Source organism: Rhodococcoides sp. S146-33, assembly GCF_059489205.1.
Map to the genome: position 1 here is coordinate 47,915 of NZ_JCAJWY010000002.1, position 23,863 is coordinate 71,777.

23 protein-coding genes are annotated in these 23,863 nt (G+C 61.0%); 13 read left to right on the top strand and 10 right to left on the bottom strand.

The window, feature by feature from the left end:
• The first annotated feature begins 4 nt into the window (after window positions 1–4).
• On the top strand, window positions 5–1,111 hold the full coding sequence (locus AC5WEY_RS08915) for a CaiB/BaiF CoA transferase family protein (protein WP_495645603.1): 1,107 nt from the start codon (window positions 5–7) through the stop codon (window positions 1,109–1,111).
• Between the two features lie 105 nt (window positions 1,112–1,216).
• On the opposite strand, the gene AC5WEY_RS08920 is transcribed toward AC5WEY_RS08915, so the two are convergent.
• From AC5WEY_RS08920 to AC5WEY_RS08940, 5 genes are all read right to left on the bottom strand, one after another.
• The gene (locus tag AC5WEY_RS08920; protein ID WP_495646513.1) at window positions 1,217–2,299 is read right to left on the bottom strand and encodes a 2Fe-2S iron-sulfur cluster-binding protein; all 1,083 of its coding nucleotides are present in this window, start codon (window positions 2,297–2,299) and stop codon (window positions 1,217–1,219) included.
• A 22-nt stretch (window positions 2,300–2,321) separates the two neighbouring features.
• The gene (locus AC5WEY_RS08925; RefSeq protein ID WP_495645604.1) at window positions 2,322–3,374 is read right to left on the bottom strand and encodes a Rieske 2Fe-2S domain-containing protein; all 1,053 of its coding nucleotides are present in this window, start codon (window positions 3,372–3,374) and stop codon (window positions 2,322–2,324) included.
• 74 nt (window positions 3,375–3,448) lie between these two features.
• Entirely contained in the window at window positions 3,449–4,660 is a 1,212-nt protein-coding gene (locus tag AC5WEY_RS08930; protein ID WP_495645605.1) for an amidohydrolase family protein, read from the bottom strand.
• Window positions 4,661–4,743: 83 nt separating this feature from the next.
• Window positions 4,744–5,352 carry a TetR family transcriptional regulator gene (locus AC5WEY_RS08935; RefSeq protein ID WP_495645606.1) on the bottom strand — a complete coding sequence of 203 codons (609 nt, stop codon included), beginning with the start codon at window positions 5,350–5,352 and terminating at the stop codon, window positions 4,744–4,746.
• A gap of 181 nt (window positions 5,353–5,533) precedes the next feature.
• Window positions 5,534–6,184, bottom strand: a complete 651-nt coding sequence (locus tag AC5WEY_RS08940; RefSeq protein WP_495645607.1) for a TetR/AcrR family transcriptional regulator — start codon at window positions 6,182–6,184, stop codon at window positions 5,534–5,536.
• A gap of 175 nt (window positions 6,185–6,359) precedes the next feature.
• Here AC5WEY_RS08940 and AC5WEY_RS08945 point away from each other — a divergent pair, with 175 nt between their 5' ends.
• The 3 genes from AC5WEY_RS08945 to AC5WEY_RS08955 are packed head-to-tail and all read left to right on the top strand — an operon-like array spanning window position 6,360 to window position 9,705.
• On the top strand, window positions 6,360–7,418 hold the full coding sequence (locus AC5WEY_RS08945) for a hypothetical protein (protein WP_495645608.1): 1,059 nt from the start codon (window positions 6,360–6,362) through the stop codon (window positions 7,416–7,418).
• Window positions 7,419–7,435: 17 nt separating this feature from the next.
• Window positions 7,436–8,530 carry a phosphotransferase family protein gene (locus AC5WEY_RS08950; RefSeq protein WP_495645609.1) on the top strand — a complete coding sequence of 365 codons (1,095 nt, stop codon included), beginning with the start codon at window positions 7,436–7,438 and terminating at the stop codon, window positions 8,528–8,530.
• Window positions 8,527–9,705: an Rv3169 family protein gene (locus AC5WEY_RS08955; protein ID WP_495645610.1), complete on the top strand. Its 1,179-nt coding sequence runs from the start codon at window positions 8,527–8,529 to the stop codon at window positions 9,703–9,705. Before AC5WEY_RS08950 ends, AC5WEY_RS08955 begins: the two co-directional genes overlap by 4 nt.
• Window positions 9,706–11,243: 1,538 nt before the next feature.
• On the opposite strand, the gene AC5WEY_RS08960 is transcribed toward AC5WEY_RS08955, so the two are convergent.
• The 3 genes from AC5WEY_RS08960 to AC5WEY_RS08970 all read right to left on the bottom strand — a co-directional run bounded on the left by AC5WEY_RS08960 (window position 11,244) and on the right by AC5WEY_RS08970 (window position 12,818).
• Window positions 11,244–11,432: a VOC family protein gene (locus AC5WEY_RS08960; protein ID WP_495645611.1), complete on the bottom strand. Its 189-nt coding sequence runs from the start codon at window positions 11,430–11,432 to the stop codon at window positions 11,244–11,246.
• A 130-nt stretch (window positions 11,433–11,562) separates the two neighbouring features.
• Window positions 11,563–11,994: a hypothetical protein gene (locus AC5WEY_RS08965; protein ID WP_495645612.1), complete on the bottom strand. Its 432-nt coding sequence runs from the start codon at window positions 11,992–11,994 to the stop codon at window positions 11,563–11,565.
• The gene (locus AC5WEY_RS08970; RefSeq protein WP_495645613.1) at window positions 11,991–12,818 is read right to left on the bottom strand and encodes a VOC family protein; all 828 of its coding nucleotides are present in this window, start codon (window positions 12,816–12,818) and stop codon (window positions 11,991–11,993) included. The genes AC5WEY_RS08965 and AC5WEY_RS08970 overlap by 4 nt, the downstream gene beginning before the upstream one ends.
• Before the next feature lie 140 nt (window positions 12,819–12,958).
• Between AC5WEY_RS08970 and AC5WEY_RS08975 the strand changes: the two genes are divergently transcribed.
• From AC5WEY_RS08975 to AC5WEY_RS08985, 3 genes are all read left to right on the top strand, one after another.
• Window positions 12,959–13,507 (top strand): dihydrofolate reductase family protein, encoded by a 549-nt coding sequence (locus AC5WEY_RS08975; protein ID WP_495645614.1) that lies wholly within the window; start codon window positions 12,959–12,961, stop codon window positions 13,505–13,507.
• Window positions 13,508–13,679: 172 nt separating this feature from the next.
• On the top strand, window positions 13,680–14,270 hold the full coding sequence (locus AC5WEY_RS08980) for a TetR/AcrR family transcriptional regulator (RefSeq protein WP_495645615.1): 591 nt from the start codon (window positions 13,680–13,682) through the stop codon (window positions 14,268–14,270).
• Window positions 14,267–15,865 (top strand): carboxylesterase/lipase family protein, encoded by a 1,599-nt coding sequence (locus AC5WEY_RS08985; protein WP_495645616.1) that lies wholly within the window; start codon window positions 14,267–14,269, stop codon window positions 15,863–15,865. Before AC5WEY_RS08980 ends, AC5WEY_RS08985 begins: the two co-directional genes overlap by 4 nt.
• Before the next feature lie 32 nt (window positions 15,866–15,897).
• Here the strand turns inward: AC5WEY_RS08985 and AC5WEY_RS08990 are convergent, their stop codons facing one another.
• The gene (locus AC5WEY_RS08990; RefSeq protein WP_495645617.1) at window positions 15,898–16,434 is read right to left on the bottom strand and encodes a pyridoxamine 5'-phosphate oxidase family protein; all 537 of its coding nucleotides are present in this window, start codon (window positions 16,432–16,434) and stop codon (window positions 15,898–15,900) included.
• 310 nt (window positions 16,435–16,744) lie between these two features.
• On the opposite strand from AC5WEY_RS08990, the gene AC5WEY_RS08995 reads away from it, so the two are divergent.
• The 4 genes from AC5WEY_RS08995 (at window position 16,745) to AC5WEY_RS09010 (ending at window position 19,778) form a co-directional block, all read left to right on the top strand.
• Window positions 16,745–17,236 (top strand): hypothetical protein, encoded by a 492-nt coding sequence (locus AC5WEY_RS08995; RefSeq protein ID WP_495645618.1) that lies wholly within the window; start codon window positions 16,745–16,747, stop codon window positions 17,234–17,236.
• Window positions 17,237–17,464: 228 nt separating this feature from the next.
• The gene (locus AC5WEY_RS09000) at window positions 17,465–18,679 is read left to right on the top strand and encodes an FAD-dependent oxidoreductase (protein ID WP_495645619.1); all 1,215 of its coding nucleotides are present in this window, start codon (window positions 17,465–17,467) and stop codon (window positions 18,677–18,679) included.
• Complete coding sequence (locus tag AC5WEY_RS09005; protein WP_495645620.1) at window positions 18,676–19,152, top strand: MarR family winged helix-turn-helix transcriptional regulator; 477 nt, start codon at window positions 18,676–18,678, stop codon at window positions 19,150–19,152. The genes AC5WEY_RS09000 and AC5WEY_RS09005 overlap by 4 nt, the downstream gene beginning before the upstream one ends.
• On the top strand, window positions 19,152–19,778 hold the full coding sequence (locus AC5WEY_RS09010; protein ID WP_495645621.1) for a VC0807 family protein: 627 nt from the start codon (window positions 19,152–19,154) through the stop codon (window positions 19,776–19,778). Before AC5WEY_RS09005 ends, AC5WEY_RS09010 begins: the two co-directional genes overlap by 1 nt.
• Before the next feature lie 894 nt (window positions 19,779–20,672).
• Here the strand turns inward: AC5WEY_RS09010 and AC5WEY_RS09015 are convergent.
• Complete coding sequence (locus tag AC5WEY_RS09015) at window positions 20,673–21,281, bottom strand: TetR/AcrR family transcriptional regulator (protein ID WP_495645622.1); 609 nt, start codon at window positions 21,279–21,281, stop codon at window positions 20,673–20,675.
• Window positions 21,282–21,379: 98 nt separating this feature from the next.
• On the opposite strand from AC5WEY_RS09015, the gene AC5WEY_RS09020 reads away from it, so the two are divergent.
• Together AC5WEY_RS09020 and AC5WEY_RS09025 are read left to right on the top strand one after the other, a co-directional pair.
• On the top strand, window positions 21,380–22,441 hold the full coding sequence (locus AC5WEY_RS09020) for a hypothetical protein (RefSeq protein ID WP_495645623.1): 1,062 nt from the start codon (window positions 21,380–21,382) through the stop codon (window positions 22,439–22,441).
• Window positions 22,438–23,559 (top strand): ABC transporter permease, encoded by a 1,122-nt coding sequence (locus tag AC5WEY_RS09025; RefSeq protein ID WP_495645624.1) that lies wholly within the window; start codon window positions 22,438–22,440, stop codon window positions 23,557–23,559. The genes AC5WEY_RS09020 and AC5WEY_RS09025 overlap by 4 nt, the downstream gene beginning before the upstream one ends.
• The last annotated feature ends 304 nt before the right edge of the window (window positions 23,560–23,863 follow it).

Consider the following 23,863-nt stretch of genomic DNA (forward strand, 5'->3'; position numbering starts at 1 on the left):
AACGATGGGAACGAACATGAGTAGAAGCGGCCCGCTTGCGGGGATTCGTGTGGTCGAGTTCGCCGGAATAGGGCCGGGCCCCCACGCGTCCATGTTGCTCTCGGACCTCGGTGCCACCGTTGTACGCGTGCAACGAGCAGGGCTGTTGCACGCGGGCGATCGACGGCCTCTGGACTCGCAGCAGCGCGGCCGGAGGATCGTCGAGGCCGATTTGAAGAATCCGAGAGATATCGACATCGTTCGGTCCCTTTTGCGCACCGCTGACATACTGGTCGAAGGCTTCCGCCCCGGAGTCATGGAGCGTCTGGGGCTGGGCCCTGAGGACGTTGCTGAATTGAACCCTCGAATCGTCTATGGGCGAATGACCGGGTGGGGACAGTCCGGACCATTGTCCAATTCCGCCGGTCACGACATCAACTATCTGTCCGTTACCGGACTCCTCAACGCGATCGGCAGAGCCGGCGAAGCCCCGGTTGCCCCCCTCAATCTGGTAGCCGACCTCGGCGGAGGATCCATGTTCCTCGTTGTGGGCGTCCTGTGCGCGCTCATTGAGCGGCAGTCGTCGGGGAAGGGGCAGACAATAGATGCGGCCATGGTGGACGGAGCGGCTGCGCTGGGTCACATGATCTGGGCTCTGCGAGGACTCGGAGAGTGGTCCGACGAACGCGGAACGAATTACCTCGACACGGGAGCTCCGTTCTATGACACGTATGAATGCTCCGACCGAAAATATGTCGCGGTGGGTGCACTCGAACCTCAGTTCTTTGCTGTGTTGATCTCAGGGCTCGGATTGGATCCGGCACTTGTCTCGGAACAGAATGATCGAGCTCGTTGGCCGGACCTGCGGGCCGTGCTCGCGGCCACCTTTCTCACCCGAACGCGAGACGAGTGGGCAGCACAGTTCGCAGGAACCGATGCGTGTTGCACACCGGTGTTGTCCTTCGACGAAGCGAGCGCATACGAACACATGACGAGCAGACGTGTGTTCACGGAGATCGCCGGGATAGTTCAGCCTTCGCCTGCTCCACGCTTCTCCCGGACTCCTGCAGGCGAACCGACCGCACCGCCATCGACCGCATCCGAACCGTCCGACGTCTGGGACTCGATCTGACGCCGAGCAGTTCGGACGCTGGTCTCGAATTCGCTCTGCAGAGCACCTCGTCCTGCAAGATTGCCGGACGCGCAGCGTATGTGGGGCCACATACGCTGCGCTGGTTCAGAACTCGATTCGAATCGAGTCGGATTCTGGATAGGCTTGGCAGCCGAGAATGTATCCACTCTCGACATCGGCCGGATCGAGGATGCCGCTGTCGTTCATAGTGACCGACCCGCTGACCACGGTGCACGCACAGGAACCGCACTCACCTTCGCGACACGAGTAAGGCACCTCGATTCCTTTGGACAGTAGAAGATCGACGAGATTCTGCTGTCGGGGCCACGCGAATGCATATTCTTCCCCATCCAATTCCACCTCGACGGCGGCAGGGCTGACCACGCCATCAGCCCCCGAGTCGTCATCGAACACTGTTGCGTCGTCGATCTTCACGGAAAATGGATCTCCGGTCAAAGACACATAGACCTCTGCGTGCACTCGTTCCCTGGGTACGCCGATCAGGGCCAAAGCTTTCTGTGCACCGTTCATGAAAGGTGTTGGCCCGCACATGAACGCTTGATGCCGGTCTTTGGACCACAGGAGAGCGGCAAGTGATTCGGGGCTCGGCAGTCCTTGCAGGGTTTCGAGCCAGTGCACGACAGTCAACCGCGCCGGATATTCCAGCAACAGTGCTTTGAGTTCTGCTGCGAAAATGATCGACTCGACGTCCTTGTTTGCATAGACCAACACAACTTTGCCGGTCCCGGCCGATAACGCCGATTTGAGTATCGACATCAGCGGGGTGATGCCACTACCAGCAGCCAGGAGAAGAAAGTCCTCGTCCAGGTCCTTCGGTGAGAAGACCCCCGCCGGCGAAAGTACCTCGAGTGTGTCTCCCTCGGACACGTTGTTGAACAGCCAATTCGAGGCGTAGCCGTCCGTCGTGCGCTTTACCGTGAACGCTGGGTCCGCGTCCACGAAAGGAGACGAGGACAGTGAGTAGCAACGCGCCACGGAGCCTGTCCGCTCGCTCGGGATTCGTACGGTGATGAATTGACCCGGCTTGTAGTCGAACTTCCCGGACAGACCCGCGGGGACGTCGAAAACGAACGAACGCGCGTCGTTCGTCTCAGCGACCACTTTGGTCACTGAGACGAACACCCCGCGGGACCGAGAATCTACAGACACGTGCCCATCCCTCGCCATTCTTGAAAAATTCTCAGGTGCTCTACTTGCTTGCGGTCGCTGATTCGCCTTGGTCGGCATAGATTTCGGCTGCCCTTGCGGCACCCTCTGGATCATCCGGGTAGAACCGTGTGGCCCATTTACGCAGGGTTCGGAATCCCTTACCCTCGGCCGTGGCGAGACCCGGCGGCTCGGTATAGCGCTGATACTTCCAGATCGCCAGGTCCGCCAGGAATTGATTGAATGCCAGTTTTAGCCTGCGATCCATGGTTTCCGGTACCTGCTCACTGGAATCGCCGGCTGCACGGTCCAGCCACACCATATGAAATATATCCGAGGTTTCGTCGTCGACCGGTGTCACTGTGACCATGGATCTCTGGTTGTCCGGACCCCAGAATTTCGCGAACCCCAGGCTGATACCGCAGTTGACCGAATCCACGCCGCCCTTCACGGCACCGTTCGGTGTTTGCACTGTCGCGGCCTTGCCTGCCCCGAAATCCATTAAAAAGTTGGAATAGAAGTGAAAGTCATCGTACTCCTGGCGAACGAACTCGGGCGTAGTCGCGGCCCGGTGCACGAACTGAAAATGGGCGAAGTCGACGCCGTTCTCGATTACGAACTGCGGATGAAGGGATAGACCCTCCTCATGAATGCTGGCTTTCGGCCATGCTCGATAGTAATTGTCCGCAGTGAACTCGTCGTCGAACAGATCCTCGAAGATGTCGGGAACCTCGTACAGAGGGGCGCGACCCTCGCTGTCGTGCCACAGAAATACGGCCTCGTTCTTTTCGCAGACGTGCCAGGTAGGAATTCGCCGGGCGCGATTGGGCTTACCGGGTTGATATGGGATGCAGGTGTTCCGACCGTCGGATCCCCATTCCCAGCCGTGGAACGGACAGATCACCGTGTCGCCCTCGACTCGCCCGCCGTGCCCGAGGTGCGCCCCGAGGTGCTCGCAATACGCGTTGAACACCCGCAATTCGCCCTTGTCGGAACGCCACAGAATAAGTTCCTGACTGAAGTAGTGTTTCCGTACTATCTCACCGGGAGCAACCTCTCCGGAGAATCCGATCTGAAACCACCCTGTCGGTTTCATCGATAGCGCCATTTTTGCCATGGGACTTACCTCTCGCTCGTAGTGTGTTCAACGGGTCTGCAAGAACGGGTGATTCATCGGACGCCGTTCACAAGATTCAGGCCATTGTCGCGGAGGAATGCCTTGCGTGGTTCTTCGCCCAAGTTCTCGACTCGTGCGAAGAAATCCGCCGGCTCCCGCAGACCTTCTGCGTGAGGCCAATCGCTGCCCATGAGCAGAGTCTCGGTCGACCCGAGTTTCTCCACCATGCCCACGGTGTCGTCCTCCGGGTAGGGCACCACACGAACGTGCTTCTTGAATATCGAGGATGGGCGCTCGGTCAGCTGCCCACCCAACCAATGTCCGTTGCGAGCCATGCCTCGGCTCTTGTCCATGTGTCTGATGAAGTGCGGAACCCACTCTGCGCCGAACTCGCTGACCAAGACCTTGATGTTCGGGAAACGACCGAAAATATTGTCGAAAATCAGGGCAGAAAGGGTGTCGGTGATCGGACGCTCACCGTAAGTGTTCTGCCATTGCCAGGCCGAGAACTGAAAGGGTGGGACCAGGCCCCAGCCCCAGTGTCGGGCTACCTGCGACTGGTAGTGGAATTCCGAGATGTGGTACGAAACCACGGCTTTCGCTTCGTTGATGCGCGCCCAGAACGGATCGAAGTACGGGTCACCGGGGGACCTGCCATATGCCGGACCAGCGGGGAGCAGGATGAATCGAGCGCCCGCCTCGAGCACTCGATCGAGCTCCTGGCAGGATCGGTCCAGATCACGCATCGACATCATTGCCGGCGCGTAGATGGTGTCCTTGTACTGGAAACCCCAGTCCTCGTCGATCCACTTGTTGAACGATTCGATGTTGTCGTAGAGAGGATCGATACCATCGAGGTATGCCTCAGCCAGCAGACCCCACCCTCCCGGGTACATGATCGCCTTCTCGATCTGCTGCTCACCGAGCTGGATGAGCCGTTTGTCGCGGTCGAGATACTCGTCTTGAATCGGTTCGTAGAATCGATCTGCATCGGTTGCATCACCGGATGCTCGCTGCTTGAGCATCTCGACGAGTGAGCCGGGAACATATGCCTGATCGAGGTCGGCCTCGAGGGCTGTCACTATTCTGTCGTTTGCGAGCAGTACCTTCCGGTTGTATCCGGACACGGTAATCGGGCGAACTGCGGTGTGTAGCTTGCTTTTCGGCATGAAGCGAGTGAAGGCATCCTGCGCTTCGTAAGAATGCTGGTCGAAATCCGTCATTTTGTAGGGCAGCGGCCCTACCGAGCTTTCGATGATTGCCATCTCTAGGTAACCTCTCCGGTCTGTGCTACGGCTGAATACGGGGTGGAATATTCGAAGGTCGTGCGCCAAGACGACTGCGTGAATCAAGGGGCAAGTGTGCCAACGCGATCGAAAGCGCGGTGTGTCAACAACTGGACGTCATCGGTGTTTTCGGGTTGTTGCCAGACCCACAGTGCTGTGGCCAGGCATGACACCGACAGGTTGGCCAACAACATGATGTCGAACGAATCACGTGGGTGCGGCTCCGTTCGGAGCTGCCGCATCACTGCGTGTTCCCAGCGCAATCGCATACGCATCGAAGGAGCCTCCAACTCTCGAGTTGTCATGACCAAGCGAGTCGAACGATGCGTTCGCGACGTGGATTCGCCGAGAAAAGTCTTCGCGAACATGGAAAACGGCTCAGCAAGAGAGCTGACGGTCTGCGCCATGTCACTCCGCGTTGCGACGTAGCTCATGAGCTCGCGCTCGGCGTCGAACTGACCTGCCAGCAAGACCTCCTCCTTCGAACCGAAGTATCGAAAGAAGGTGGCGCTCGACGACGCTGCCCGCTGGGCGATCTGCTCGACCGTCGTATCGGAATAGCCCTGCGACTCGAACAGATCGAGAGCGGCGTCCTCGAGTACCCCTCTCGTCCGCCGACGGTTGCTCTCCCTCCGTGACCGAGGGGGATCGGCGGGCTGCGTCTCTGGCATGAGTACCTCTCGGTCGGACCGGATGTGAACCGGTCCCCTTGACGGTAGCAACTTGCGAGACTCTCTCACAACCCCAAAGCGTAATTATTTAGATATAAACCCTATTTTCCAGGATCAGGCAGCTAGGAGGCGCGAGCGTCCGACTGGACAGATCGTGAATCGCGCGGGTTGTCAGCCGATCTCACTGTTCTCCATCGCTGTGCGCTCGCTCGATACGGGCGTGACCGTTGATACTTTCGGGCGCGAGCGCCCGGATTGTGGAGGCAATGAGGTGCTCCTGGGCTTTCGGCGAGAGCGGCGTCATCCGCGGCGACGCGAAGACTCGCACCAGCGAGGCCCCGACGAGTGCGTCCGTTGCCCAGAGTGGATCGATGTTCGACGCCAGCTCGCCACGCTCGATGGCACGGGTGAATGCACTCGAAATCAGGCTGGAACCCTGCTGCATGACCTGGGTCCGGAAGTTGTCCATGACACCTGGGTTTTGGCTTGCTTCGACGGTCAGGCGGAGCTGCAATGCCAGCTTGGGCGGGGAGAACGTCGCCATCAAACGCGTCATGATGTGGCGTAGGTCTGTGTGAAGGTCGTCCGCGGCACCGGGATCGTCGAGTCGGAAGACGTCGTTCAGAGCGTCCGCGATCAGCGCTTGCCTGTCGGGCCAGCGCATGAGCAGGCTGGATCTGGCCACGTCAGCGCGGCGCGCTACGCCCCGCACACTGAAACGCACTATCCCGTGATCCGACAGTTCTTCTATTGCCGCAGCCAGGACGCGGGCCTCTACCGTCGAATCCCGCGGGCGTCCTGACGTTCCGGTCCTGCCGTTTCGATCGTCCATACGTTCTCCCGCTGCAATACTGCTCTGCTGCCCGGGGGTGGGCTGCTCAAGAGACTATGCCAATCTCTCCAAAACCGTTGACAGCAACAATATTCTGCGGGATCATCAGTTTTATACCATTCTGGTCTAAAAATAGTCCTCGGTGGGTCCCCGTAGCTCTGACAGAGGAATTGATGTGTCCGAATCTGAAACGCTAGAACTTCCCGCCTATCCACCCCAGGGGCACTTCGGGTGGCAGACGCTGCTAGGTGCTCATCAGCCCAGCGCCCAGGCGATGACAAGTGATCGGGGATATTTCGGTCTGGTACCCGAGGGGACCTTTCTCTACGGATGCCTGCGTTCCGCCGAGGGGGAGATGTTCGAGGTAACGCGTCGAATTCCCCTGCAGGAAGGAGACCGTGGCATGGCGGGACTTGTTATTCAGTCGACTCTGAACGACGACAACGTGCTGCATATCGAGCCTGACAGCGCACGCGCGGGAACCAGCCGTGGTGTCGAGATTTCCGTGGACGGGCATCGGGCGACATGGGCGTCCGCGACCGGCGCCGAGGGCCGGTCGTGGAAAGTCACCATGGACACTCCAAGCATCGACACCACGGCCATGACCTGGAGTGAAACCGATCTGTTCTCTGTCGAAGGGAGCCTGCTGCCACCTGGATTGCAGTGGTACAAAGGCGGTCCCGACAAGGGAATCCTGTACGTCAGTCAGCTGTTCGAGGTCACCGGGCTCGTCCGCGGTGTGCCCGTCAAAGGGATGGTCGGGCTCGACCGCACCTATATGCCCGCCGGGGGAATGTTGTACGTGCGCAAGGACATTCTGGTCGGTGAACAGCTACACAACTCGTGGTACACCTGGGCGACGCGGTACAAGGACGGCAGCTTCGAAGGCGGGCATTTCATGCTGGCCAACGATTCCGGCGGCTTTGCGCTACTGACAAACGAGAAGCAGGAAATCACGCGATCGACATCCGTCACGGGAATCGTGCATCCGAGTAGCGAGCAGAACTTCCCCGACCGTATCGAACTCGTCGTCGATGGCGAGGAATGGGAGTTCCTGCCCGATGTACGGGGCCGTATGCCCGACTTCTTGAGTGCTGCCAAACGGCTGCCGACCCCGCAGAACGAGGGCAGGTGGCGGCGCAAAGGCGATGAGCGCGAGCCGGACGTGTGGTTCGCCTGGGGCGAGATAGCCCCCGGCCACGGCGTCACGCCTACCAACCGATGGTTGGGCTGAAGACGCAATGGCACGCAATGGCACGTAGGAACGACCTCGAAGCACGAGTCCCGGACCTCGAGAGATGGCTGACAGGACGCCTGTTCGACGGCGACGTGACGGTGGTATCTGTGAAGGGCGGGGTATCTGGCCTTTCGAACGCGACGTACTTCCTCGAGGTCGAAGGTACCCAGAACGGTCACACGACTCGCGCGCGCTTGGTTCTGCGAATGTCGCCGAGTGCGTTCACACTCCTGCCTGACGCAGATCTCAGGGTTCAATTCGAGGTCCCTCGGGTTCTGGGATCGGCAGGTGTACCGGTGGCCGGAGTCAGATGGTTCGAGGCCGACACAGCGGTCCTGGGTCAGCCGTTCATAGTGATGGACGAAGTACGAGGCGTCGCGTGCTCCGACAAAGCCCCCGGATATCACGGCGCTGGATTGTTCCATGATCTCGACACCCCCGAGAGGGCGGAATTGTGGTTCCGGACCGTGGATGCGATGGCGGATCTTCACGTGAAGGGATCCACCGTTCTGGCTGATCTGCCAGTCCTCGGTACTCCGTCCGGCCCCAGGGACGCGTTGAACACACAACTCGACACTGTCGAGCGGTGGCTCGATTGGGGCGCACGTTCGGATGTGTCCAAACACCGCGAGGTTCTGTCCTGGCTTCGAGCGCACATGCCGGAGACGGTCCCTCTGTCGGTCTGTTGGGGCGACGCGAAAATTGGAAACGTGATGTACCACGATGGGCAGGTTGCAGCCCTTCTGGACTGGGAACTTGCACACTTCGGTGCGCCGGAGATCGACCTCGCCTACTTCCTGATCGTCGATGAAGTTGCTGCACAGACACACGGTGTGCCACGTCTTGCCGGCCTTCCGGGAAGAGCCGCCACGATTGCGCGATGGGAGGCGCGGATCGGGCGCCCGTGCCAGGACTTCGATTACTACTACATCGTGGCCGCCTTGCGTCTGTCTGTGCTGCTTGTGCTGACACACCGGCTGGCAACAGACATGGAATGGACATTTCTGCCGCCTGGGTTCTTGACCGAGAACCTGCCCTATCGAATCATCGGCGAGGTTCACCAAAAAATCGGCAGCGCACCCTCAAACGGAATCGAGCATGTCGGATGACGAATCAACCTCTTGTTCTCGGCGACCTGGATGATCTGATGGTCCATCAGACCGTCGAGACGGTGGCGCGACCACAATCCACGGATCCCAACTGGACCGAGAAGGGATACATGGTGGCGTATGATTTGAGCGGCGAAATCATGGTCGCCGTCGGGGTTGGAAGATACGCGAATCGAAATGTCTTCGATGGATTCGCGGGCGTTGTGGTGAATGGCAAGCAATACAACGTCAGAGCGTCTCGCAGTCTCCATTCCGATCCCAATTCGACCTCGGTAGGCCCACTGTCCTGGAAGTCCGTAGAACCACCGAGAAAGCTGAGGGTGGCTCTGACGGGAAACGATGTGGGGATCGAATTCGATGTCGAGTTCATCAGCGATTACGTACCGGTCGCCGAGAGCGGTGGTCGGACGCGCGTACGTGGCGTCACCGTGAACGACACCATTCGGTTCTTCCAACTGGGCACGGCGTCGGGAACTGTTGTCGTCGAGGGCAAGAAGTACGTCCTCGATCCTGAACGCACATTTGCGTACAAGGACAGGTCCTGGGGTGTTCGAGGAATGACCGGCGCGCCTGCGTCGTGGATCGTGCAGAACACCGAGGTCGACGATCGCCGTGAGACAGGGCGTTACTTGGCCGACCGAGCACCGCGGCCCACTCTCAGTGGAATGTTCTGCGTGGACCGCGGCACCGAGGCGCTGTGTTCCACGTTCGCCGAAGCGGCAGACGGAACGCAGCTGAGCACCAGTGGAGCAGCAGGTGCTGGAGGATTTCTGATTCCAGCCAACAGCTCGAAGCCTCTGGGAATCGAAACCGTCGAGATGAACTGGACGTTCACGGCTGGTACTCGGCGTGCGCAATCGATGTCCGCAGTCATCTCGGTCTCCGACGGTTCGACAAGAGAGTTGAGCGCCCAGGCCATCGGCTTGACTTACTATTTCCGGGGTGGCGGTTACTTCGGTTTCCGTAACTGGTGGCAAGGGAAATACATGGGTGAACTTCACGTTGGCGGTGAGGTGCTGGATCTCGATAAAAAGAGCGTCCGAGACGAGCTGTACGGATGTGAAGAAATTGCCGCACGAATTGAAATCGATGGGGATGCCCGCTTTGGAGTGCTTGAGCCTTTCGCAATTGGTGAGCTTCCGAAATACGGAATCGTCGAGCATCACTTGGGCTGATCCGGTCGGTTCTTGAGTGCCAGACTCTAGTTCTCGTCAGGACATTGCGAAATAAAATTGGACATCGAAAGAGTTAGAGAACTCAGATCTCATATCGGTGTTCGCGGGCGTGAGCCGGAAGGCAGGTCGCGCTCCAGAAGGGTCCATGCAGTGAAGGTCGTGATTGAACGGACCCGAGCTTTGCGGCGGCGAAATAATCGAATTCACGGCTCGAGTACAAACAAACCCGCGTCGACGACCGAGTACTCACGTCAACGCCTCTTGACACTGCGGTAACTGCACTCGGTGGTCCACGCCGTAATCTGCGGCGTCGAGGTAGTTAACCAATTCGAGGCATCAGCGCGCACGCCACGGGGGCACCGGATCGACGTTTGATGACCGCCAATGGAGCTCCGCAATGCCGTCACCGGGGCTGACAACCGTCACAGCGATTACAGCTGCAGGGTGTGTACTTCCGCTGAACGAATTTGACCGCATTCAATGAGCCATCGACAGCGCCGCTGGCTGGAACTTGCGCCGCATGGCCGCAGGATGCAGGTAGCGTAGGTCGGATTCGAGGCCCGTCGTAAGCCAATCGACTACACGATAGAGAAATCTGCCGCGGCTGAAGTCCTTCCTACGGTCGTCATTCGACGGTGCCCTGGTCAGACTAATACGCGTCTATGGTTGCTGTGTGGCACTGGCCGTCAACCGACTCGTACACAAAGAAGCGGGCGCGAACTAATGCTTAGTTACGGCCTGCCGCCAACCGATCCGTGAGGTAGCCGTCGTGTGCGTACTCTCGGCTTTGGTGGTGCAAGAGGAGGGCCTCAGCAACGGGTTCTGTCCCGCTTAAGGGCTTCGAGTACTGCTGTATCTGTCAGACAGGTGCCGGAGTTCGTTGACACAGATGTCGGACTCATCAGACGTGCACAGAAGATCGAAGTGTTCTCTAGAGCGGGCACCGGGTCCACCTCGATACGGGATGGAGCATCGTGGTCCGAGTGCGTCCAGTCGACTGGTCTCGTTGACACGAGAGTGACACAAGTCGGTACAGATCGACATGGACTGGTGTGCACTTCCGCGTACGAAAACTGTTGTGACGCAGAAAAAAGTGGATTCATCGGAGTCCACCAGAATCCATCCTTCCGGACTTAAAATCCGCACAGTGTCGGTTCGAGTCCGACTGGGGGCACTGGAGTTCATACGGATCCGGAACGAGTCCAGATAGCCAGTGTCGACGAGCGCAGTGAACTGTGGCAGTTCTCAATAATGTTGTAAGACAGTGGATCTTGAGTCCTCTTCTGGTTTCCAACTGCCTCAGTCGCGATTCGGTGCGTTTGTACAGTTCACGCTCTGTTTCCGCGTCGAACACACCACTTGCGATGGCTCGTTGATACGAAGCTGACATATCTCGGTACAAGCCGCCAAGGCCGAGAGCCGTTCTTGGTTCAATTTTGGACTGCGGTGGTTTACCGGAGCACGGGCCACGACCGCTGCCGTCCGCTCGGCAGCGACTGCGCTACACGAGTTGAACGCGCCCATCGAGGCTTTCGAACTCACGAAATGTGACTGGCCACGCTGATGACGAGACCCGCAGGGTCGCCTACGAAGAACCGGCGGATTCCCCAGAGTTCGTCACGTATCTCCCTCACGATCACCAATCCGTCCGCTTTGGCTCGAGCGTAGGCCGCGTCCGCATTGCCGACCTCCATCGAGATGTCGGCTGACGTGATGTCGGGATCCACGGCAGCGATACAACTGCTCAGCCAGGGTGGGGCTTCGCGATCCGCCTCCCTACTCGCTGAGCGCCGGGCACCGAAACGGGCGGAGTGCCCGATCATCTGATTGTCGAGACGCGTTCAGCCGCTCTCGCTTTCAACCGATCCTGTCGAATCGCATCGACATCCAGGTTCTCCAGGTGTCACTGTCGGACCGTTCCCACCGAGTTGTCATATGGCGGGTCCCGGCTCGGAAGTGGAACCAACTGCGAATGCCGTTGCCCTCCAGAAGGAGTAGGTTGTCGTCGCGCATTGACAGCCTCATGAGCCCGGGCTCGGAGCCTTCGTCGAATGCGTACATGTGCCAACCGCCGTCGGGGTGAGCCCCGCCGATGAGTTCGTGGGCGAGGGTGCGGTGGCCACCGATCGTGACGTCGACGTCGTGTGCAATCCACTGCCCGCCTGGCAGTGCGGTATAGGTGTCGGTGCCCGAGATGTCGCCATCGGGGTGTCCGTCGGAATCGACGATGGTGCCCGAGGTCCGCCACCGGCCCAGGATGGGGTTCAGTGTGGCCAGTGGGAGGGTCATCGGTCGGCTCGGATCGCGGCGTCGAGTGATGCCAGGGAGTCGTCGAGGAAGCTGTTCGGGACTGCCGGCATCCCGCCGATTTCGTCTCGTATTGCTGCGGGGGTGTCGCTCCAGTCGTAGGTGAGTGTCACCAGGGTTCCGTCGTCTCGGGAGGTCAGGTCGTATCGCCACCACCATCCGCCGGCTTGCAGTTCGCCGTCGCTGTTCTGCGAGCAGGGCAGCCACGCGATGATGCGGTCGCGCTCGAACGCTGTGACGAGGTTGTGCATCACGTAGTGTCCGCCGGCTTGCTCGAGGTACATGTTGACAGCGAACGTCTGGCCCGGGCCGGTGATCAAGGTGGTGTCGACGGCGTCGCGAACCCAATCGGTCGGTTCGGTGTGTTGGTGATTGTGCGGGTTCAACAGGAAAGCGAAGACGGTCGACGGTGGTGCGTCGATGGTGCGGGTGCTGGTGAATCGCTCGATGGCGGGCGTCGCATCGGCCAGTGATTGGGAGAGGATCACGTTGTTGCCGGCGGGGTCGGGGAGTACGGCGAGCTTGAACTGCCCCGAGGGAACGGTGAATGCCTCGGCGTCGATACCCCGTGAGCCGATTTCCTTTATTGCGTCGTCGAGGTCGGGCACTCCGAGAACGACGTCGTGCCCGCCGGCCCGCGCGGGGTCGTGGTAGATCTGCACTCCGCGGCCGTCGCCGAGGTCCCATTCGGCGGCGGGGTCCATCGGTCGTCGGTCGAAGGTGCGGCCGAGAAGCTTTGTGTACCAGTCGATAGCGGTGTCGTGATCGTCGACGAACAACACTGGCAGGGTATGAATTATCTGCATGCCAAATCCTTCGCATCGGTGGATAGAGAACCTTGCTATGGGTTGTGACCGAACGAAGTCCGAAAATTCACCGCGCAGGTAGAAACGAGAGGTGTCTGGAACGGGCGAGAAGTAGGCGGGCGCAGTGGTATCTTCCGATGATGCGCACCTTGGTTGTCACGCAGAACATCACGGTCGACGGCGTGATCGAGGCGACCGACGACTGGTTCGACCGGGCAGGGAGCGACGCCGAACTCGACGCGGCTTTGGCTGCGCAACGCGATGCGTCGGATGGCTTCTTGGTGGGGCGGGTGACGTTCGAGGGTATGCGGGATTTCTGGGGGCCGAAGATCGATGACACGACGGGAGTGACCGAGCACCTGAATCGCGTCGCGAAGTACGTCGTGTCCTCGACCATGGAGGATCCCGGTTGGGCGAATTCGACCGTGCTGTCGGGAGATCTGATCGAGGAAGTCACGCGGATCAAGGCGATGGACGGCGGCGACATCGTGTGTACGGGGAGTATCGGATTGTGTCGGGATCTGATCGCGGCTGACCTCGTCGACGAGTACAGGTTCTTCCAGTACCCGTACGCGCGTGGACACGGTGAACGACTTTTCGACGGCACCCCGTCACAGAAACTGCGGCTACTGGAATGCCGCGCATTTCGATCCGGATCGTCGTTGATGCGGTACGCCGTCGAGCGGTGATGGGGTGTCGGACGCGATGGTGTCGACCAGTCGAGCGTCCGGTCTTGTTCTACGCATGCGGAATTGGCAGATACATCAACTCCTGAATGCCACCGTCGAGACTCATTCTGAGATCTCAGGTTAAATTCTGACATAGGTGTCAAAATTCGATCAGTGATGCTAACTTTGGGTGATGGTCGAAACGTTTCTTCAATCTGCGCGGCGCGCTCAACTCGTCGACGCGGCGATTGATGCCTTGGCCGATCTCGGTGCCGAGCAGGCATCGCTGGTGCGGATAGCGGAGCGTGCCGGTGTCAGCCGCGGGGTGGTGAACTACCACTTTCCTGGCGGGCGACGAGAGTTGTTCGAGGCAGCGGTAGACGCGATCTACGACTTGGGGCGTCGGGAAGTGCAGCCGGATACTGTGTCCGCCCAATCGCCCCGTGACAGCCTGACGTCATTCGTGAGAGGGAGCATCGAGTTCTACGCCCGCTACCCGCGTCATCTTCGGGCCCTCACCGCCATCTACACAAGCCGCACAGTGGATAGCATGCGACGGGAGGAACGGCCTGAGCATGCGGCCGAGTTGATGACGACCGCCGGCATGCTCCGGGATGGTCAAGTCGCGGGCCAGATGCGCGAGTTCGACGTGACACTCATGGCGCTCACCATCCGCGCGGTCCTGGACACTGCGGTCGGTCTGACCGCAGCGGGAGCCGACCCCGTTCGCCTCGCCGACGAACTCGTCGGCACCATCGACGCCGCAACTCGGGCGACGCCGTGAGGCGCGCATTCGCGGTCATCGCCGCGGCGGTGCTGGTTGTCGCCGGTTGCTCGTCGGTGGAGAACGAAGCGGACACCGGGTCGGACCTGTTGGTGGACACCACGACCGGGACTCTGCAGGGGGTAGCCGTAGGCGACACGCACCAGTTCCTCGGTGTTCGGTACGCGCAGCCACCGACCGGTGACCGCCGGTGGACCCTGCCCGAATCGGCTCCCGACACCGACGACGTCCTGGACGCCACTCGGCCCGGGTCGCCGTGTCCGCAGACAGGCGAAACTGCACAGGCCGTCTCGTCCACCGATGAGGACTGCCTGTTCCTGAACGTCACCGTCCCGGCTCGCACAAGCGATGAACCTCGCCCGGTGATGGTGTGGTGGCACGGTGGCGGTTTCACCAGCGGAGCCGGCGCGCAGTACGACGCGCAGCGGCTCGCCGATCAGGGGGACGTGATCGTCGTCTCGGCGAACTATCGGCTCGGAATGCTCGGGTATTTGGGTTTGCCCGGGCTCGAAGGCTCCGGAAACTTCGGTCTCGCAGACCAATTGGCCGCCTTGCGGTGGGCCAACGACAACGCCGCAGCATTCGGCGGCGACCCCGACTCGATCACTGTGTTCGGTGAATCGGCTGGCGGAACCTCGACCTGCGCCGCCCTCACCTCCCCGGCCGCCGAAGGGTTGATCGACCGGGCCATCTTCTCGTCGGGATCCTGCCGTCTCGCGTGGCCCGCGGGCACCTTGTTCCCCGGGTTGCCGGCATCGTCATCGCTGATTCCTGTGTCCGACAGCGAAGCTCAGGGTTCTGCGGCTGCTGAAGCACTCGGGTGCACCGACCTCGACGTACTGAAGTGCCTACGCGGACGGCCTGTGGATGCCCTGCTTGGGCAGTCGGTGTTATTCGGGAACCCGTTGGCCTACGGCACCGATCTGCTACCACGCGAACCGGCTCGAGCCGTCGAGGACGGGGACTGGCTGAAAGTGCCCGTCCTGTCCGGGGGCAATCGCGACGAGCACCGATCGTTCATCGGCGGACTATTACTCACCGACCCCACCGCAGTGACCGCGGAAAATTACGCGTCGCTGATCGAGGGTTCGTTCCCTGCGGATGCGGGGGCGGTGAGCGGGCAGTATCCGCTCGGTGATTACGAGTCGGCTCCCGTCGCGTGGGCGACCTTGGTCACCGATGTGGCGTGGGCCTGCACGACGGCTCGCGGTGCCCGCGATCTGGCCGCGGACGGAACACCGGTCTACAGCTACGAATTCGCCGATCGGAGCGCCCCCGACGTGAGCGGTGTAGCGACGTCGGGCGTGCCCCAGGGGGCGGCGCACGCCACCGACCTGCCGTACCTGTTCGACCTCGGCAGTGAGAATCTGCTCACCGAACACGGGCAGCGTGAGCTCGGTGAGGACATGGTGGCCGCGTGGTCGTCGTTCGCCCACACCGGTATGCCCGGTGGGGCCGGCGTCGAGTGGCCGGTCACCACCGGTACGGATACCCCGGTGATGCAGTTCGACAATCCGGTCACCGGATCCGGCGTGCACCTGGTCGATCATCGCGCCGAGCATCACTGCGAACTCTGGGACGCAATCTCCGCCTGACTGGTCCGCGAACCACCATTGCTCGATGGTCTTCAGCGCGCCCGAAAGACGAACTTGGTGGGCTCGAACTGATCTTGGGTCGGAAAGGCCCAGGAGCGGGTGGGACGCAACTCCCAGGCTTGCAAGGGCGGACCACCGGACGTCGGTGCCGCGTACGGTGCGTCGAGTTCATCTCCTCGAACCTGGGTGGGCCAGTCGAAGACGTCGAGTAAGACTGCGGAGGCGTGGTGAAGGTCGTCCGGGGTTGTCAAGCGCTCGGCGACCCCGTCGACGACGAGATGCATCTCGTCGAGGTCGATGGCCAGCGAGACTTCGTTGTTGTCGTGCAGATGGGCAGTTTTGGCCGCCGACCCTTTGGTGGCGAAGAAGAACGACATGTCACCGAACGCGGCAAATACCGGCCGGGTGTGGACACCGCCTCGAGAACGACTGACGCTCAGCCAACTCGTTGCCTCTCCAGAACGGAGTTTTGCCGTGATGTCCGACCATTCTGCGGCTCCGTTGCTGTCCTTTTCGTTGACGGTGCCGCGGCCGGTGCGGGCAATGATCTTCGTGTCGATGATGTGCATGTGTGATGAGACAGGTGTGGGTGCCGAACTCATCGCGGTGGCCACCTCAATTTATGAAGTCACCGCCGATCGCGCGTGTGCGGTGACTATCGTGACAGGCTGAATTGCGTACTCGACGAGGCACGCTGTTCTCGTCAACTACGAGACGCAGCTGACCGAGCAGTTCGGGGACGCGCAGTCGCTGGCACTACTTCTGCGACTGCCGATTTTCGTCGGCACCTTCACGCCCCAGGGCGAGCAAGCTCTCCGACTGTTTCGGAGAACACTGCCGGCGGATCTACGCGGTTTCGTCACTGACTACGAATCGGGTTTGGACGAGGCGACCGTCAACGACTCTCGCTGTGAATTTCGGCTGCGGGCGATGGTCGAGCTGGCACCGAAGGACCCGGACGCCGTCGCGATGCAGTTCACGCGGTACGAGGACATGTCCGATGAAGAGCGTGCGGTCGCCGAGGAGATGGCCCGTCGTGGACAGGTGATCGGGCGCGAACAGAAGCGGCCCGTCTCGGGCCTCGGACGGCTCATGCCGAAGCCGACAGCTGCCGAGGTCGAGGCGGGAATCCCTTTCGCATTCAACCAGGCCCACTTCACGGCAGCCTGGAAGAGGAAGGAGATTCGTCCGCCCATCGGTGACCCGAACCCGGACAGGACGAACCCAGACTTCTGCGAGTACGACGAGCCGACGAGGTCGTACCGCTACACCAAGGCGTACGTGAAGCACCTCATCAAGAAGTGCTCGACGCCGGAGGGCTTCGCGGACACGACGGGCACGGAGCTGCGACTCGCAGCGTCCCCTGACTGATTGGATGACCAACGCTGCCAGCATCGTTGATGGTCGTCCCTGAGGCCCAGATCGAAGCCAGCGATTGCGCGACCTTGGCGATGTTCGCAGTCGTTACGTCATTGTTGGGCTCGACGCGTGCGATGGTTGGGCGAGTCCAGGCGGGCTCACCTTCGCGCGCGCTTCGAGAGCCTGGGTCATCGCAATCGAAACGTTGAAGTATCAGGGTCCTGATATTAGAGTGGCATCATGAAGGTGATCGTGGTGGGCGCGGGTATCGGCGGCCTGACCCTTGCACAGGCGTTGGTCGGTCGTGGCGTCGATGTAGTCGTGATCGACCGGGACACGAAGATCTCGAACACCGGCGGCTATCGATTGCACATCAACGCCGTGGCCTGCAGAGCACTGCGAACGGCGATGCCCGGCAACGTCTTCGCTGCACTGAGTGCATCGTCGGCGCCGCCGGGGTCGTTCGAGCGAATGCACGTCACCGACCGTCGACTGCGTGTGATCGCAACAGTCCCGAACGGCGACCAGGGCGAGCACCTGATGATCGGGCGGGTCGTCCTGCGCACCTTGCTCGCTTACGGTCTCGCAGACCGGCTGCGGATGGCCACGACCGTGGTGGGGTACGAGCGCACTGCAGCTGGCGTCGACGTCGTCACCGATACGGGGGAACACATCAGCGGTGATCTGATGGTGGCGGCCGACGGTGCCCGGTCCGTGATGGCCGAACAAGCGGCCGGACACCCGCTGTCCGCTCCGGTGGGCCTTCGCGGCCTTGCAGGCACGGTGCCGCTGGCCTCGGCGTCGTCGATGCCTGAGTTACTCCGCCACGGTCCGGTGCTCGCGATCGGCCCTCGTGGCACGGGACTGTTTCTCACCCGGCACTGTCCGCGTCGCCTCGCGCACGAAAGGATCGGGTCGGTCGAGCCGATCATCGAGCCGGCGTCGTTGATCTGGGGATTGATCGCCACCGAGCGGGCGGCAGCGACCCTGGAACCAGGCGGGATGTCCCTGGCCGGCGTCGATCGACTGTTGGGTGGATGGAGCCCATGGGTTCGCACGGCTCTCGCCGCCACGGACCCACGCACTCTGGGCAAGTACACCTTTCGGGCCGCTGCCCCATCCGCGCGGATGGTTCCGTGGACGGACGAGAGAGTGACGGCACTCGGCGATGCGGTACATGCCATGCCTCCCACCGGTGGCCGATCTGCATCGACAGCGATCGTCGACGCGGCGGACCTCGCCGAGGTGATCTCACGAGGTGTCTGCATCGACACGTTGGCCGAATACCACGACCGTGTGTCGACGCGCGGCGCGGACGCGGTCCGCGAATCGTTGACACCGGCGAGGTGGATCACGCGCTCCGACAACGTCGCCGGCACGGTGGTTCTGTCGACCGCTCTGCCGGCGGTGGCACAGATCCGGTCGCTGGTGTCGTCTACGAGGTGGTCGCGGTGACGGAATCGGGCGCTGTGGAATCGAACGCCGAGGAGTCGGGCGCGGCTTTGTTGTGGAGGTTGGTGCGGGCATCGCACGTGGTGCGACGACGATTCACCGCAGTGTTCGACGTCCACGGCATCACCGGTCCCCAGTTCGGAGTCCTGTCGGCCGTCGCCGACGGTGACGACCTCTCGTCGGCCGATTTGGCTCGGGCACTGGGTGTTCGGCCGCAGACGATGACCGGAATCGTGGACGCACTGACCGCATCGGGTTACCTCGCGCGCACTGCCACAGGGCGGGGACGACGCGCCGTGATCACCCTGACCGATTACGGGACCGAACTACTCGCTCGAGCGCGGTCGGATCTCGCAGGGTTCGACTCGGCGGCGACCACCGGTCTCGCGGCAGACGATATGGCCGTTCTGGGGGAGTTGCTCGGTCGGTTGGAACGCGCCATGGACGACATCGACGTCGGGGGTGATGCCGGGTGATGGCCGCGGAAGCAGCATCGAATCGACTCTCGCGGATCGTGGCCGGGGTTGCGCAGAACGTCGGTGTGCCGATCGGGGCGTACTTCACACTCGGTGCTTTCGGCGCGGATCCGGTGTGGGCGCTGACGGGTTGTGCGGGTGTGGCGGTGCTCGTCCTTGCCGTCGAATGGGGTCGAACGCGTCGGATCAACGCCCTCGGGATGTTGGTGCTGCTGCGGTTCGGTTTGGCGCTGGCGCTGGCATGGGTGACCGGTGATGCGCGGGTGATCTTGGTCAAGGACAGTGCCATCACCTTTGTGATCGCGGTGGTAGCCGGTGTGTCCTTGGTGTCGACACGGCCGTTGATCGAACGGATTCGACGCGACTTGTCAGGCGACCCAGAGGGTTTCGAGGAAACCATGGCGCGAAGCTCGGTCCTGGACTCGGCGCATCGGCGACTGACGGGCGTGTGGGCAGGTGTCCTCGCCGCCGAAGCGTGCGTGAGCGCGACCATCGCGCTCATCGCGCCCATCGGTCTTGCTGTGGTGGTCACCAACATCACCGGCCCGGCCGTGATCGTGTCACTCGTCGCCCTGACCGAGTGGACGGTGCGACGGGCACGGCACGGACAACGACGGACCGTGTGACCACCGTTGGTAGGGCATCGACCCAACCGAGGGTTCCAGACGGTGCGGAAACTGTAGTTTCCGCGTGATGTCGTCGGCGGCATCGTGTCTGTTGTTGGCAACTCGGCACTTGTTCGCTTCCGTCAGCATCATCGCCGGATGGCTAACGCCTCGCCTGGAGCAGCTGTCCAACAAGCCGTGTGGACCAATGCGGTGGGGTTCGCCGTTGCACTTTCGACTGACGCGAGTGCGATGTGGGTTCGCGACGAATAAGTCTCGTTGTCACGAGTCCCCCAGAGCGTCGGTGCGCCAGGACACTCTTCGTCCACTCGATACCGTGGCTGTCCGACACCGATCAGGACTGTCCGGTGTCGGAGAATCGGCGGCAGTTCGGTGTCACTAGAGTGTCACAAGTCGGTACGTTCGTGCATGGACCGGTTCGGACGTTGATGTACGAAAAGCGTTGATAATAAGCAAATAGCGAGTCCATTGAAGTTCCTGCGAATCCACTTCTGGGGACTTGAAATCTGCACAGTGTCGGTTCGAGTCCGACTGGGGGCACCAGAGTCCATATGGATCCAGATTTCTGGACCAGGAAAGTGCTTTTCGGTTGGTAGCGTGTATGCCGGTGGCTTCCCACGGATCCGAGTGGACAACCGACACAGCGGATTCAGATCCGTGCGAGAGTTACCTTCATCGCCGCCGTATCTTTGCTTTTCGTGTTGCTCAGGGTCGGTCTTCGGGTTCGATGGTCGATTCCGCAAGTGGTTCGCTGTCACGAGGTTGTCACAACTGGACATGGTGGAACTGCTGCGAAAGCGCTCGAGATGACCGGCATCCCGACGGACTCGCGGCATCACACACCATCGGACGAGCGCACCGTCACGGATCTGACGATGTACGTCGAGGACTTGGTTACTGCAGCTCTTGCGGTTCAGGGGCACTCGCCACGGTCGACAAGAGATGCCACAGTCGTTCGGCCAACCAGCGTTGCTCCGAGGGCTCGTCAACATGGTCGCCGTCGAGCCACTTCGACAGGACCGTCACCATTCCACCCGTGATGAACAACGCTTCTTCGTCGAGCCGCCTCGATTGACGGGAGTTCGGCGAGGTGTCGCCCAGTCTTTGTTGTCGGAGATACTGGCCCACTCCCTGACGCAGAACGGTCATTACCTGCTCGCGAGAACGCGAATTCGATTGAGCCCCGATCAATTTGCGGTAGAACTCACGGTTCGATCCTAGCTCGGCCACAACGAGCCCGATGCTGCGTTCCGCTTGCTCTCGATCCACCACCACGTCGTCATCCAGCGCGGCGATCGACTGCAGTCGTCTCCGAACGACGCCGGCGAACAGGGTGTCTCGGTCCTGGAAGTGCAGATACAGGGTCGGCCTGCTGACGCCGGCGGCCGAGGCGATGTCGGTGATCGACACCTCCGCGGGATCACGGTGAGAGACCAATTCGGCAGCAGCGTCCAGTAACAGTTCTCGACTGCGTACTGCGCGAGGGTCCATGTTTGCGGTCATCGTGGACCACCCTAATGGGTGATGCGCAGCTCTCGCTGCTTGTATCTTACATGTGTATTGTAATGAACAGATGTAAACTAGCGACGAGGAGTTCGATTGTGACCGACCAGCTGGCCGCGGGTGCCCCGGAAGCGCATCCGCGCAAGAAACCGTCACCGACAGTGATGATGCTCGGGGGAATGGTGGTGCCGCTCTTCCTGATGACGGTTCTTCCACTGCTCTATACCTGGGGCCTTCATTCGCCGACGCCGCACGACATGGACGTGCGGATAGTTGGAACGTCGACGCAAGTCGAGCAATTCGCGCAGCAGGTTCAGGCCCAGGTCGGGTCTTCATTCGACGTCGGAGTCGTAGCAGATGTCGACGCGGCAAAGGATGCTGTGTCCAGCTTGGAAACGCGTGGTGCCTACGATCCGGCAACGAACATCGTGTACGTCGCGTCCGAAGGAAATCTTGCCGCTGCGCAGGCAGTCGAGGGTCTCTTCGGTTCCATTGCGGGCAAGACAGTCGGCACTGTGCCTACCGTCTTCGACGTAGCACCGACGAGTTCTACCGACAGGTTGGGCGCATCGCTGATGTTCGTCGGCCTCGCGGCGATTCTTGGTGGCTTCTTGACTGCGACAGTTCTCCAACTGCTCCTGCCCGGCCTTTCGCTGCGTGTCGAGCTGACCGTCATTGCCGTCATGAGCGTGGTATCCGCGGTAGTGCCGGCCTTCGTTGCATACGGGGTGTACGGCGCGGTGTCCGGAAGCATCCTGGAGGTGCTCGCACTGCTTGCACTGTCGGCGTTCGTCGTCGGATCCTTCCATCTAGGGGGGATGCGCTTGATCGGACCGGGGATGATGATCCCCACCCTGCTCATCATGGTGCTACTCGGAGTGCCCTCCTCGGGTGCGGCGATTGCGCCTGAGATGGTGCCCGGCTTTTTCACCACACTCAATAACTTCCTTCCCACGCCTGCGTTACTGGAGGGCCTCAAGCGCCTCGTGTACTTCCCGGGAGCAAGTATCGGGGGCACAGTTGCCGTGATGGCGATGTGGGGATTTTTGGCCGCCGGACTACTGGGGCTCTCGGTGCTTCGACACAAAAAGGATCCGGACGAACCGATTCTGAGCTCCTTCGCCGCAATTCCCGCACCCGAGAACGGATACTCGAAATGAGTGAAACAGGAACTGCGCCGGCTGCATCGAACGCAGACTTTCCAACGCAGGGAACGAACCATTTCCGCTTCTACTTCGGCGACGAACATTCCGCGACTCCGCAGCAGATGAAACGGAGGCACATGCTGACGGGCGGACTGTTGCTCCCGCTGTTCATGATGTTCGTCCTACCTCTCACCTATATCGGCCTCTTCCACAGCCCCGGACCGAACGGTGTTCATATCGACGTTGTCGGAAACAGTCCGGCCGCAATGCAATTCGTCCAGAGCAGCGATGCCCTCAACAACGACGATTTCGTAGTCGACCGCGTTGCGACAGTGGACGAGGGCACCGAGCGACTCCTCGATCTGGAAACCCGAGCCGTATACGATCCGACGACCTCGACGTTGTACACAGCGCAGGCGGGCAATACACAATCGACCATCGCTGCGGAGCGATTCGTGACCGCGCTCGCTGCATCGACGAATGCAACGGTGAATATCGAGAATCTGGTACCACTCCCGGAATCGGACGCGGTAGGTGCCGGCGTGATGTATGTCGGACTCGGAGCCATCCTGGCAGGCTTTCTGACGACCGCGGTGGCGTCGCTGGTTGCACCCGGCGTGCGCATCAGGTGGAAAGTGTTGTTGCTCGGCGTGATGAGCAGCATCGCGGCGGGAATCCAAGTGCTGATTTCCTACGGAATCACCGGGACCTTGCACGACAACATCGGCGGAGTCGCAGGGATGGTGTTTCTTCTTGCATTCACCTGCGGGATCGTCACACTCGGAGGTTTCGTGAACTTCGGACCGGTCATGATGCTCATCTCACTCGGCCTGTACATCATGCTGGGGGTTCCGGCATCGGGCGTTGCGGTCGGACTCGATCTGGCACCGTCGTTCTACCAGTTCCTGCATCCGCTGCTTCCGACGTCCACGGGACTGGACGGACTGAAACGTATTGCGTACTTCGACGGCTCGGGTCTGGGTCCTGTTCTGCTCACCATGGCGGTGTGGGCGCTGATCGGATGCGCGGGGGTCGTTATCGGCCACCGTCGCCGCGCGAAAGCCGTGGCGCTCGAACCGACCGTCGCAGCTGCCGAGGTCACCGACCCCGGTTCGCTCAGTGAGCGCGTGTGAAATCTGCGCTTGATCTGCACCACTCCCCGGCGGACTCGGAAATTCAACTCCGACCACCGGGGAGCGCGTGCAGGCATGTACGCGGTTCTTTTACCGAGGATCGCGCTATAGCGATGTTCGCGGATCGGAAGGCGACTGTCTCGGCTGCCGCGACGGGCGTTGGCTCGACGAACGATGTGGGCCTGTTCGACTGAATGCGCTGTGGTGCAGCGTTTTCTGGCGGTATGGAACAAGATCGTGGGTCTGTCGATCACGCCGCGACATCGAATCCGCAGCTGCCGAAAGACGATTCGATGATGCTGAG